We start from the raw sequence: 12,888 nt of genomic DNA, 5'->3' as shown, positions 1-12,888 counted from the left end.
TATCTAATTATTTAAAACAAACGTTCAGAATTACTTAACGGTGGGGTATGGCAAGTCACATTTCTCTTAAACAACTGAAAGTGTTTACGACGATCACGCAGCACAAAACGCTCACAGCGGCTTCTGATAGTCTCTTTTTATCGAAAGCCGCAGTGAGCATGGCACTCTCAGAATTAGAAAAGCAGATCGGCCATCACTTATTTGATCGTGTTAATAACCGACTGATTTTGAACCAAGAAGGTCAAAAACTACTGCCACTGGCGGATGAATTACTCAACCGAGCCAAGGACATCGAGAGCATTTTCGATGGTGACCAAGCGCTATCGGGCCAACTTCGCATTGGTGCCAGCGACACCATTGGCAACCAAGTCGCGCCCTATTTGCTTAGCGAATTTCGTCAGCAAACGAACCATCGTTCTCAAAGTCTGTTCATTTCTAACTCCGCACAAATCTGCGACATGCTGACCGATTACGAGTTAGACATAGCCCTCATTGAAGGCAAAACACTTCACCCTGAATTGCAGTCTACCCAGTTTAGCGAAGATGAAATGTGCGTGATTTGCGCGCCCAATTCCCCAGCCGCGCACGAAGGGCCAGTAAACTTAACCGAGCTAGAAAACAGTGAATGGATATTGCGAGAGGCAGGCTCTGGTTCACGCGAATTTTTTATGCGCGTTGTCGCGCCGCGCTTGGAACATTGGCATGAAGCTTTTCAGCTCAATACCACCGAAGCGTTGATCAACTCAGTATCGGCAGGGTTAGGCTTGGGCTGTTTGTCACGTTTGTCTGCAGAACCTGCTATTCGTGACGGCCGCGTAAAACTGCTCGACATGCCTTTAGATATGAAACGTCGCTTCTGGTTACTGGTTCATAAAGAGAAATATCAAAGCCCATTGCTCAAAACGTTTATCGAATTTTGCCAAGATTGGGAGCGACCAACAAACCTTCCTTTGGCGGACAAATCCGCAAAGTGAAACCAAGATAGTTTAAATGCTAGTCAGTTAGTTGTACGTGTCTCTCATTCTGAGGCTTGTCGCTAGACTTGATTGGTCAAAAACTGTATAAAAAGCCAGTATCAATACACCAAATTAGGGGACCAACCATGGCTGTAATCGTCAAGTACGTGGTAGAACGCAATGGAGAAGAGAAAATGACTTTTACCTCTAAAGCGGAAGCTGACGCATACGACAAAATGCTGGATATGGCAGACGAGTTATTCTCACTGCTGGGTAAAAGTGAACTTCTAGAAGACGAAGGTAAGCAAGAAGATCTTGCAATGTTCCTTGCGCAAAACAAAGAAGAAGTGCTTTACGCTCTTGGTGCAAAACGTAAACCTGCACCAAAAAAAGCAAAGAAGCTTGAAGCTGTTGAAGAAGATAGCGACCAAGAAGACGCTGCATAAGCCTCTCATTTGTTTAGAAAAAACGTCGCATTATGCGGCGTTTTTTTATTCCTGAAGTTAAACACTCTCTACTTCATAAAAACTAACCCCGGTAAACTCGTTTTTAGTCACTAGATTTAAAAAGCTATTGTCGGTATTTGAAGTATAGATGCTTATTGGAGAACCACTTAATTTGAAGAGCCTCGGGGTTGAAACTTTAGCACGATCAATAACAAAACGCTTATATGGTCTAGTTCTATGAACTCTGCCATTTGGCTTGTAGTTTATCTCGCACAGTTCAGTATGTAATGCATCCAATTTAGAAGTCACATTAAGTGCATACCAAATGGAGTTATCCACATTTACAGGTAGGAATTCACAACAATCTCCGAGCGTATCTTTGAACAAGCTAGCAATATCATGGCGAACTACGTACGTACAGCTACCCCAGGCAGCAATCATTGGTTTTATTAAGTCATCGGAATCATCATGCCGGAGCCAATCAAGTGTCAATGGTTGCCAAGTTGATATTTTTGAAGCTCCATCGAATATTGGTAAAACTTCATTATTCACGTCGTCTAAACCCAATAGGCTCGTGTGCTCTAGATATAAATATTTATCCACATCTGGCTGAATACCAAATACCTTAGTAAAAGTTTGTTTTTTAAACTGCAATTTCATTCGCCCTTATTTTTCTGGTTATTGGAAACATGCCCATTTTCAAGTCGTCTCCAATATCCTCTAAAACCTCAACGATATCTTCTCTATCTGCATCCTGAGCAATCGTATTTTCAAGTAAATGTTCAACGTTCAAATAGTAAAATGAAGTATGGATACAGGAGTGAGAATAAGCTTCAACCATTTGCGAATGGGGCACATGTTTATTCCATCTTGGTAAAAATACACCATTTTCCGCACTATCTATATCGATTCGAAATGCTGATAGCCTCATTCTGGACTTTGCAGCTCTAATGTCTTTCCATGATACAATATGATGAGCAGCTACATTCTTAGGACGACATTGCCCTGTTTTTTTAAGGATGTTTTTGGCCAAGCGATAACTATGGGCCTTATTATGCTCCCACCTTATATGTTGATTAAGTAAAAGATCATCTTTGGATATCACCCCTCTCTTATACTTAATAGAATCTATCACTGAACCTGCATAAAATATTTGAAATTGCGAAGCTTGCTTGGAAGCGAATAACTTATCACCAGTCACATTAAACAAATCTCTTTCCAGCTCAGACGTTGTAACCGTAACGACTTTTTTACCCATACTGATCTCATTGAAAATGCTTAAAAACGTAGATCAACCTTAATATGAATCAATATGAATATAAAGAATTATTTATCTCAAAACCGAGCCGCCTCAAGCTTGCGCCAAATTTATTTGAACTTATACGACACCTTGTTCTAAACAATTAAAAACATACCTCTGTATCTCGAAAGAACTCGCCAGAATAGGAAAACGCCCTTTCTTTCTAGAGCCGAGACAAGAAACTGCCTTCTATCGTTTCAGCAAAACTCCCCCAATAGACCACCTCGTAGCCACATTTCTCATCAGACAAACATATCTCTAAAAAGACAAAAGGTATCCATCTACGGACTTTCTCCATTTCCCCTCTTTAAACTCCCCAACACTCTCTTTATGATGACTGACAACTTAATTATTTCTTGTCAGTGAACAGACGAGACACAAGACTCAACACATGGAGATCAACTATGGCTTTCTTCTCTCTAGCCTTTGGTACGGCAACTAAAAACCGCGACGGCAAAATCATCGAAGCGTTTTTCCCAAACCCAGTTCTTAACCCAAGCGAAGCGCTTGTTAACGCACTAGCAGCAGTAGCAGGTTACGAGCAAGGCAACCAAGCTATCGAGATCTCTGCAGCACAAAGCGCAGAACTGGCAGCAGCATTTGAAGCAAACGGCGATGCGGCAAACGCATCTTTCGCAGCAAAAGCAGCAGAATCAGCACAACCACTTGTACTGGTTATCCTTGCAACTGACGAACAACCACAAAGCGTTGCTGAAGGCTTCCTAAAGCTTCAACTTATCTCTAACCGCCTAGTTCAACCACACGGCACGGTACTAGACGGCATCTTCGGTCTACTGCACAACATCGCATGGACTAACGAAGGTCCAATCGATCTACCTGAACTAGCAGAGCGTCAAATCGAAGCTCGCCTAGCGGGTCGTGCACTAAGCGTAGATTGCGTAGACAAGTTCCCTAAAATGGTGGACTACGTGGTACCAACTGGCGTTCGTATCGCTGATACTTCTCGCGTACGTCTTGGCGCACACGTTGGCGAAGGCACAACAGTAATGCACGAAGGCTTCATCAACTTCAACGCGGGTACAACAGGCGTAAGCATGGTTGAAGGTCGTATCTCTGCTGGCGTAGTGGTTGGTAACGGCTCTGACATCGGCGGCGGCGCATCTATCATGGGTACGCTATCTGGCGGCGGTAAAGTTGTGGTTTCTATCGGTGAAAACTCGCTACTAGGCGCGAACGCAGGTCTTGGTTTCCCAATGGGTGACCGTTGTACTATCGAATCAGGTCTGTACGTAACTGCTGGTTCTAAAGTACGCATGCTAGATTCTGACGGTCAAGAAGTCGAAGTGGTGAAAGCACGCGATCTTGCTGGAGTTTCTGACCTACTGTTCCGTCGTAACTCTGTAACAGGTCAAATCGAATGTCTTGCTAACAAGAGCGCGGTTGAACTGAACAGCGAACTGCATAAAAACAACTAATAAATAGTTAAGAAAAATCCCCCAGCAGGAAACTGTTGGGGGATTTTTTAGCTTAAAGAAAAATGCGTGATTACTGATTTAAAAAGCTGACCGCTTTATCTGGGAAATCAGTAAACAAACCATCCACTTTTACTTGGTTGTAGTACACATCCATCATGCCTTCAAAGCTGTCAGTGTACGCTGGAATGCGTCCTGGATCGGCGCGGAACGTGTATGGATGCACTTGCAAGCCAGCGTCTTTTGCAGCCTTCATCAACGGCTTGATGATGATATTGTCTTTGGTTGACTTATCATCCACCAGCATCGGCTTCCAAGGTCCAATTCCTTCCGCGTAACTCGCTACTTTCTTCATTCCGTCGGCTTCGAACATCCAGTCATAACTGTATGGTGTTGCCTTGTCGCCTTTGTACACCATAGTTTCGTTCCAGTCCGTGTAAGCCATAAGCTGAACGAGCTTTAAGTCCATGTCCATTGCAGGCATGAGTTCACTGTTGATGCGTTGAAGTTCATTCGCATCAAAACACTGAAGGTAGACTTTGTCGTCTTGAGAGCCGTAACCGTACTGCTTCAAGACTTTAAGTACTGCTTTAGAAATGTCCTTACCTTCATGACGATGGAACCAAGGCGCTTTAATTTCTGGGTAAATACCGATGTCATAACCCAGCGTTTTGTTTAAGCCTTGGATCAGCTCAATCTCTTCAGCAAACGTCGGCACGGTGAAATCAGATTTCCACATAGGGAATCGGGTTGGATAGCCCGCTACTTTGTTGCCTTTGTCATCGATATTAAAGCCTTCAGTTACTCGCAAGGATTTGATTTCCGCCAGAGTGAAATCAATCGCATAATAACGACCATCTTTACGTGCACGATCAGGAAAACGCTCCGCAACATCCGTTACGCGATCGAGATAATGGTCATGCAACACGACCAACTGGTCATCTTTCGTCATTACCACATCTTGCTCTATGTAGTCAGGTTTCATTGCGTAAGCAAGTGCTTTGGCTTCTAGCGTGTGCTCAGGCAAGTAGCCCGATGCACCACGATGCGCAATGACAAGCGGCTTCGCAATCGCACCAGCAGAGAGGCTAAGTGCTAAAAAAGTAAGACATACTGACTTTGTTTTCATTGTTATTTCCTTGATAAAGCGAAGAGGCAGTATTCCACTGCCTCTTTAAATAAATATTACGCTAGCGCTTCCTTCTCACGCTCTTTTTGCTCGTGGTGCGCACGTTCACCTAAGAAGGCGTACATCAAACACACGATAGAAGTAATACAAGAACCCACTAAGATGATAAAGCCACCATCCCAGCCAAAGTGGTCTACGGTGTAGCCCAAAATCGCGTTTGCGGCAACTGCCCCACCCAGGTATCCAAACAAACCAGTAAGACCAGCGGCAGTACCTGCGGCTTTCTTCGGAGCGAGTTCAAGTGCGTACAAACCGATCAGCATAACCGGACCATAGATTAGGAAGCCAATTGCAATAAGCGCCATCATATCTACTGTTGGGTTGCCTGCAGGGTTAAACCAATAAACCATCACTGCAACTGTCACTAACACCATAAATAAGATACCAGCAGGTGCACGACGACCTTTGAACAATTTGTCAGAGATCCAACCACACAATAGTGTTCCTGGAATGCCAGCCCATTCGTATAAGAAATAAGCCCATGACGATTTATCTACCGAGAAATCCTTCGCTTCTTTTAGGTAAACAGGTGCCCAGTCCAGTACGCCGTAACGAATTAGGTAAACAAATGCGTTTGCAATTGCAATCGACCAAAGAAGTTTGTTGTTGAAGACGTATTTGAAGAAGATTTCCTTCGCTGTCATTTCTTGTTCATGGGACTTGTCATAGTCATCTGGGTAATCGTCTTTGTATTCTTCAATAGGAGGCAGACCACAAGACTGAGGGGTATCGCGAACCGTCATCCAAACAAACACAGCAACCAACGTGGCGAAAAATGCAGGAACATAAAATGCAGTGCGCCAATCATCATTAAATGCCCACAGGCCAAGAATAAATAGTGGACCAATCAAACCGCCACCCACGTTGTGCGCCACGTTCCAAACCGAAACGATCTCACCACGCTCTTTACGTGACCACCAGTGCACCATGGTTCGGCCACAAGCAGGCCACCCCATCCCTTGGAACCAACCGTTTAAGAAAAGCAAAATGAACATCGCAGTGACGCTACCAGTCGCCCATGGCATAAAGCCAAAGCAAAACATCACTAATGCAGACATCAATAGGCCGCCACTAAGGAAATAGCGAGGGTTGGAGCGGTCTGAAACGCTGCCCATTAGAAACTTAGAGAGACCATATGCAATGGAAACAGCTGCCAAGGCGACACCTAAGTCTCCGCGGCTAAAGCCTTGCTCGATAAGATAAGGCATCGCCAAACTGAAGTTTTTACGAACTAGATAGTAACCGGCGTAGCCAACAAAGATACCGATAAAGAGTTGCCAACGGAGGCGAGAGTAGGTGCTATCGATGCTGCCAGGGGACAGACGATCAATGTGCGCCTTAGGTTTGAATATTCCAAACATAGGAACCTCATTATTTTGTATGCGATGGTAAAAACACAAAAGGAGCGAACGAAACAAAATAAATCTTCGTTCGAAAGTTCATGAATTGTATGGAGTTAGGATTTTATTTCTGTGACAAATGTTGCACATGGATTAAATATAAGTAAATACAGTAAATTATATGAGCATTAATTAGATCATCGTTCAACTTTACTCAAGATTCGTTAATATGAAACTGATATTCAAACCTCTCACTTGAGCATTCCAATTCGAAACCTTTGAAACAAAGGCTCGAATTAGAACATAAACTAACCGTAAAAAGGGCGATTTACGCCTGCCCTACTCGCTCCGAACCAACTAATAACTAAAAAGCTGAAAAACGATCACGTTTAGCATCAAACGAAATAAAAAAAACAATTTTTATTTGAATACAAGCCGAAGCAATGATTCACAAACACAAGACATTAACAGCGTTTATTCTCTTCTCAACTCATCCTATTGGTACCAATGGGATGACGATTTTTTCTAAAAGTCCAAACATGACAGCGTATTTTTTATATCACTGCTATCCCTTGATACATTTGACATTCCGCTACTCCTTTAGGGTTAATTGCTACACAAGTTCTGTGCAATAAGTCTCCAAGCACGTAGCAGCTTCACAAAACTCCTCTTACCAGTTGTGCATTCTTTTTCACATCGGTAATTTGAGCGCTCTCAACACTGGCCTCGTGACAAATAAATTATTTTCGTTGTGTTCTTTTCCGGTTAAAAGATGCGCCATTTAACAAAAACGAAGACTTTGATTAACAAATTTATGCTCAAACGCTCATTTTTAACGCTCGTTTGTTTTCGCAAACGTTTATATATGCACAATAGTATCGTGCTAGACAGGCAAAAATGATCAAAGGACTTTTAACATGACAACGAACAAACACCCCTCTCTGCTTGGAGAATGTTTGGCCGAGTTTATCGGTACAGGACTACTTATTTTCTTCGGCGTAGGCTGTGTTGCAGCCTTAGTTCTAACAGGCGCATCATTTGGACAATGGGAAATCAGTATTGTATGGGGCTTCGGTGTCGCCATCGCTATTTACTGTACGGCTGGCGTCTCTGGTGCACACATCAACCCTGCCGTTACCATCGCACTTGCTATGTTCCATGGTTTTGATAAGGCGAAAGTGGTGCCATACATTATCGCTCAAATGCTTGGGGCATTCTGTTCTGCTGCATTGGTATACAGCTTATACAGCAACCTTTTCACCGACTACGAAATCGCTCATAACTTCGTTCGCAGCAGCCAAGATGCACTAGCAACTGCTGGTATCTTCTCAACCTATCCGCATGCCTCCCTCTCTTTCTTTGGTGCTTTTGCTGTGGAATTCGTTATCACTGCTGTGCTGATGTTTGCGATTCTGGCTCTGGGCGATGAAAATAACGGCGCGGCACGTGGCGCAATGAACCCTCTATTGATCGGTATTTTGATTGCCGTCATCGGTGGTTCACTTGGCCCACTAACAGGCTTTGCGATGAACCCTGCTCGTGACTTTGGACCGAAGCTGTTCGCTTACTTCGCAGGTTGGGATTACGCTCTGACAGGTGCTCAAGACATTCCTTACTTTATCGTGCCTTTACTTGCTCCGATTGCAGGTGCGTGTTTTGGTGGTTGGTTGTATCCAAAAGCGATTGCAGCTTACCTTCCACAACAAGGCCACGGTTGTACGATTCCAAACCAATGTGAGACGGAAGAAGAAACAGAAGAAGCTAGAGCTTAAAACTGACGTAACTCGAACATTTACTAAAATATAAATAACGAAACAAAAGGATTCTTACCATGACTGAGCAAAAATACATTGTTGCCCTAGACCAAGGTACAACAAGCTCTCGCGCAGTGATTCTTGATCATGATGCGAACATCGTAAGCGTCGCGCAACGCGAATTTACTCAGATTTATCCAGAAGCTGGTTGGGTTGAACATGATCCAATGGAGATCTGGGCAACACAAAGCTCTACCTTAGTAGAAGCTCTAGCTAAGTCTGGTATCCGTAGCGACCAATTAGCGGCTATCGGTATTACTAACCAGCGTGAAACGACCATCGTCTGGAATAAAGAAACAGGTAAACCCGTTTACAATGCGATCGTATGGCAATGTCGCCGTACTGCTGATATCTGTGAAGATTTAAAAGCACGCGGTCTCGAAAACTATGTACGTGACAACACTGGTTTGGTGCTTGACCCTTACTTCTCAGGTACCAAAGTTAAATGGATTCTGGACAATGTTGAAGGCGCACGAGAAGACGCAGAAGCAGGTAAGCTGTTGTTTGGTACTGTCGATACTTGGTTAGTTTGGAAGATGACTCAAGGTCGCGTTCACGTAACCGACTACACTAACGCATCGCGTACCATGCTGTTTAACATCAACGATCTATGTTGGGATCAAAAAATGTTAGATGAGCTTGGCATCCCAGCATCTATGATGCCAGAAGTGAAGCGCTCATCGGAAATTTACGGTAAAACCAACATCGGTGGTAAAGGCGGTACTCGTATTCCTATTTCTGGAATCGCAGGTGACCAACAAGCGGCGCTTTACGGCCAAATGTGTGTTGAAGCGGGTCAAGCGAAAAACACTTACGGTACGGGTTGTTTCTTGCTAATGAATACGGGCCAAGAAAAAGTCACTTCGACACATGGTCTTCTAACAACTTTGGCTTGTGGTCCTGCAGGCGAACCAGCTTATGCACTTGAAGGTGCCGTATTCATGGGTGGAGCTTCTATCCAATGGCTACGCGATGAATTGAAAATCCTAAACGGTGCAGAAGACTCTGAATACTTCGCGACAAAAGTGGATACATCAAACGGCGTTTATGTCGTGCCTGCATTTACTGGTTTAGGCGCTCCATACTGGGATGCCTACGCACGTGGCACGATTGTCGGCCTTACTCGCGGTGTGAATTCAAACCATATCATCCGTGCAACATTGGAAGGCATCGCTTATCAAACTCGTGACGTACTGGATGCGATGCAAGCTGACTCAGGCATTAAGCTTGCGAACCTTCGCGTCGATGGTGGTGCAGTAGCGAACAACTTCCTCATGCAATTCCAATCCGATGTATTGAACACAGAAGTACACCGCCCTCAAGTAACTGAGGTTACCGCTCTTGGTGCAGCCTACCTTGCCGGCCTTGCAGTTGGTTACTGGGATAACATTGATGAGTTGCAGAATAAAGCGGTACTTGATCGCACCTTTGAGCCACACGATGATGAAGAAAAACGCAATCGTCGTTACAAGGGCTGGAAACGTGCAGTGAAATGTGCACAAACCTGGTCTGAACTTCACGACGAAGAAGATTAATCTCATCTCCATAAGAAAAAAAGAGCGCCATTTGTGCGCTCTTTTTGCGCTTTATCCCCGATTCCTGAACTCGCTTACTTCTCACAACGAGCAAATTCGAGCACAATAGAGCTTCGAATTTGAAGCATTGGCCGTTACCAATGCACAAGGGAGTGGTAAGTGAAGCAAATACCTCGACACCAGCAGATTGTTGAGCTGGTGAAAAAACAAGGCTATGTCAGCACGGATGAGTTGGTAGAAAGATTCAATGTCAGCCCACAAACCATCCGACGCGATCTCAATGAACTCGCCGATGACAACAAAATTCGTCGTTATCACGGTGGAGCCACTATTCCTCTCAGTTCTGAAAACACATCTTACAACACGCGTAAAGCGCTCAACTTCAATGAAAAAGATGTCATTGCAGACGAGGTAGTCAAACACATTCCAGATGGTGCCACACTATTCATCGATATCGGCACCACACCAGAAGCAGTTGCGCGAGCGCTCAATAAAAATCATAAACAGTTGCGTGTTGTCACCAACAACATCAATGTTGCGACCATTCTTTTCCCTAACCCTGAAATCAAAGTCATCTTAGCGGGTGGAGAAGTCCGCAGCAGAGACGGCGGTATTGTTGGCGAGGCTACCCTCGATTTCGTTAAACAGTTCCGTCTCGACTTTGGTATTCTCGGCATTAGCGGTATCGACTTCGATGGCTCGCTATTAGACTTTGATTACCACGAAGTCCGGGTCAAACAAGCGATCATTGACAATAGCCGTAGTGTATTTCTTGCCGTAGACCACACCAAGTTCGGGCGCAATGCTATGGTGAAACTAGGCAATATTGCACAGCTCAACATGATCTTTACCAATAAGCAGCCACCAGAAGAAATCTTGTCAATTTTGAAGGAAGCTTCTATCCCACTTGAAGTGGTTGAAGCTAACGAATCAAACTCCGAAAACGAGTAACGTCAATCGTATAATTCCCCCTCAAATGACCTCTGTCTTAATTAGACAGAGGTTTTTTTGTGTCTAAATCACACAAAACGCTCACAAACGAAAATAATAGATGATCACAAACGAAACCTGAGCTAGGATTGCATTATGTTCTAAAATGCTCGTTCGCTCACCAAGAGGTCAAATTTATGAGTATACAAAATAATGCTTCCACTACTAGCTCATCCACTACCTTAGACTTGATCGTAATCGGTGGCGGCATTAACGGAGCTGGTATTGCAGCAGACGCAGCTGGCCGAGGTTTGAGTGTTGGCTTATACGAAGCAAATGACTTCGCATCTGCGACTTCTTCAGCAAGTTCTAAACTGATACACGGCGGTTTACGCTACCTTGAACACTACGAGTTTCGTTTAGTTTCGGAAGCGCTCGCAGAGCGTGAGGTTATTCTTCGTAAAGCACCACACGTCGCACTACCAATGCGTTTCCGTTTACCGCATCGCCCATTCCTACGCCCAGCTTGGATGATTCGTTGTGGCCTTTTCCTTTACGATAACTTGGGTAAACGTACGACGCTGCAAGGCAGTAAAACCGTCAACCTTGCGAAATCTGGCTTGCTAAAACCAGAAATGAAAACGGGTTTCGAATACTCTGACTGTTGGGTTGATGATGCACGTTTAGTATTACTGAACGTTCTTGCGGCTCGCGAAAACCATGCTGAAGTGCGTAACTACTGCCGCGTGGAAAAAGCACACCGTGAAGGTGGTATCTGGCATGTTACTATTCACGATGTGATGACAGACCAACGTTTCGAACGTAAAGCGAAAGCGTTAGTCAATGCTGCGGGGCCTTGGGTAAAACAGTTCTTTGATGATGGATTAGAGCAAGCCTCTCCTCGTAACATTCGCTTAATCAAAGGCTCGCACATCGTTGTTCCTCGTATCCACAACGAACCGCAAGCCTACATTCTTCAAAACAAAGACAATCGCATCGTATTTATGATTCCTTACTTAGATAAGTTCTCAATCATTGGTACAACAGATGTGGAATACAAAGGTGACCCACGTGAAGTGTCGATCTCAGATGACGAAGTCGATTACCTCATTGATATCGTAAACCAACACTTTGTCCACCAGTTGACTCGCGAAGATGTAGTTTGGACATACAGCGGTGTTCGTCCTTTATGTGACGATGAATCTGACTCTCCGCAAGCAATCACACGAGACTACACGCTAGAGCTCGATGCGGAATACGACCATGCACCTCTGCTTTCTGTTTTTGGTGGTAAGTTAACGACCTACCGTAAGTTAGGTGAAGCAGCAATGAAGAAACTTGCTCCGTTCCTACCTGAAATGGGTAAAGACTGGACGGCCAACCAAACCCTTCCTGGTGGTAACTTCAGCTGTAGTCGTGAACAATTAGCTAAGCAAATTCACGCTAAATACACTTGGGCGCCAGAAGCATTGATTCTTCGTTATGTCACACAGTTTGGTACCCAAACCTGGAACTTAATGGAAGGCACAACAAGTGAAGCTGACTTAGGACAAACGTTCTCGGCACAAGCAGGTGGTGTTTACCAACGTGAGATCGATTACTTAATGAACCATGAAATGGCAATGACCGATGAAGACATTTTATGGCGCCGTACTAAGCTTGGTCTTTACATGAACGAGGAAGAAAAACAGGCCTTAACGGACTATTTAAAGAAAAAGCTACAACAGAAAGTGGTTAATCTTTCTCAAGTTGGCTAACAGCTCCCCTCCCTCCTTCCCCCACAATAAAGCCTGCTTAGTTGCAGGCTTTTTGTTTTGTTGTTTAAGCACAACACCTTGGTGCGCTCCACTCGATTGCAAATAAGAACAACTATTCATAGACATTTGGCGTTAAATACAATCATACTCATTTGAAAAATAATGCATCAATGACTTCAGAGTACCGT

The 12,888-nt window shown here is 44.2% G+C and carries 11 protein-coding genes; 7 read left to right on the top strand and 4 right to left on the bottom strand.

Features of this window, described 5'->3' with window-relative positions:
* The first annotated feature begins 47 nt into the window (after positions 1-47).
* Complete coding sequence (locus R8N46_RS14420; RefSeq protein WP_017636009.1) at positions 48-974, top strand: LysR substrate-binding domain-containing protein; 927 nt, start codon at positions 48-50, stop codon at positions 972-974.
* A 128-nt stretch (positions 975-1,102) separates the two neighbouring features.
* On the top strand, positions 1,103-1,402 hold the full coding sequence (locus tag R8N46_RS14415; RefSeq protein ID WP_054700491.1) for a YebG family protein: 300 nt from the start codon (positions 1,103-1,105) through the stop codon (positions 1,400-1,402).
* Positions 1,403-1,459: 57 nt separating this feature from the next.
* Here the strand turns inward: R8N46_RS14415 and R8N46_RS14410 are convergent, their stop codons facing one another.
* Together R8N46_RS14410 and R8N46_RS14405 are read right to left on the bottom strand one after the other, a co-directional pair.
* Positions 1,460-2,056 carry a hypothetical protein gene (locus tag R8N46_RS14410; protein ID WP_136976869.1) on the bottom strand — a complete coding sequence of 199 codons (597 nt, stop codon included), beginning with the start codon at positions 2,054-2,056 and terminating at the stop codon, positions 1,460-1,462.
* Positions 2,046-2,660 (bottom strand): AHH domain-containing protein, encoded by a 615-nt coding sequence (locus tag R8N46_RS14405; protein WP_033905557.1) that lies wholly within the window; start codon positions 2,658-2,660, stop codon positions 2,046-2,048. The genes R8N46_RS14410 and R8N46_RS14405 overlap by 11 nt, the downstream gene beginning before the upstream one ends.
* 446 nt (positions 2,661-3,106) lie before the next feature.
* Here R8N46_RS14405 and dapD point away from each other — a divergent pair, with 446 nt between their 5' ends.
* Positions 3,107-4,138: a 2,3,4,5-tetrahydropyridine-2,6-dicarboxylate N-succinyltransferase gene (gene dapD / locus R8N46_RS14400; protein ID WP_025768219.1), complete on the top strand. Its 1,032-nt coding sequence runs from the start codon at positions 3,107-3,109 to the stop codon at positions 4,136-4,138.
* A 70-nt stretch (positions 4,139-4,208) separates the two neighbouring features.
* On the opposite strand, the gene glpQ is transcribed toward dapD, so the two are convergent.
* Both glpQ and glpT read right to left on the bottom strand, forming a co-directional pair.
* Positions 4,209-5,264: a glycerophosphodiester phosphodiesterase gene (gene glpQ, locus R8N46_RS14395; RefSeq protein WP_025768218.1), complete on the bottom strand. Its 1,056-nt coding sequence runs from the start codon at positions 5,262-5,264 to the stop codon at positions 4,209-4,211.
* Positions 5,265-5,320: 56 nt separating this feature from the next.
* Positions 5,321-6,685 (bottom strand): glycerol-3-phosphate transporter, encoded by a 1,365-nt coding sequence (gene glpT, locus R8N46_RS14390; RefSeq protein ID WP_005380199.1) that lies wholly within the window; start codon positions 6,683-6,685, stop codon positions 5,321-5,323.
* An 896-nt stretch (positions 6,686-7,581) separates the two neighbouring features.
* Here glpT and R8N46_RS14385 point away from each other — a divergent pair.
* The 4 genes from R8N46_RS14385 to glpD all read left to right on the top strand — a co-directional run bounded on the left by R8N46_RS14385 (position 7,582) and on the right by glpD (position 12,700).
* Positions 7,582-8,436, top strand: coding sequence for an MIP/aquaporin family protein (locus tag R8N46_RS14385; RefSeq protein WP_213972458.1), 855 nt, complete (start codon positions 7,582-7,584; stop codon positions 8,434-8,436).
* 59 nt (positions 8,437-8,495) lie between these two features.
* Positions 8,496-10,013, top strand: coding sequence for a glycerol kinase GlpK (glpK, locus tag R8N46_RS14380; RefSeq protein WP_115386267.1), 1,518 nt, complete (start codon positions 8,496-8,498; stop codon positions 10,011-10,013).
* Between the two features lie 159 nt (positions 10,014-10,172).
* Positions 10,173-10,964 (top strand): DeoR/GlpR family transcriptional regulator, encoded by a 792-nt coding sequence (locus R8N46_RS14375; RefSeq protein WP_005380192.1) that lies wholly within the window; start codon positions 10,173-10,175, stop codon positions 10,962-10,964.
* A 176-nt stretch (positions 10,965-11,140) separates the two neighbouring features.
* Positions 11,141-12,700, top strand: a complete 1,560-nt coding sequence (gene glpD / locus R8N46_RS14370) for a glycerol-3-phosphate dehydrogenase (protein ID WP_017636005.1) — start codon at positions 11,141-11,143, stop codon at positions 12,698-12,700.
* Positions 12,701-12,888: the final 188 nt, after the last annotated feature.

Source organism: Vibrio sp. 1874, from assembly GCF_033344395.1.
Classification (GTDB): Bacteria; Pseudomonadota; Gammaproteobacteria; order Enterobacterales; family Vibrionaceae; genus Vibrio; species Vibrio alginolyticus.
This window is presented reverse-complemented; position numbering and strand designations above follow the sequence as displayed.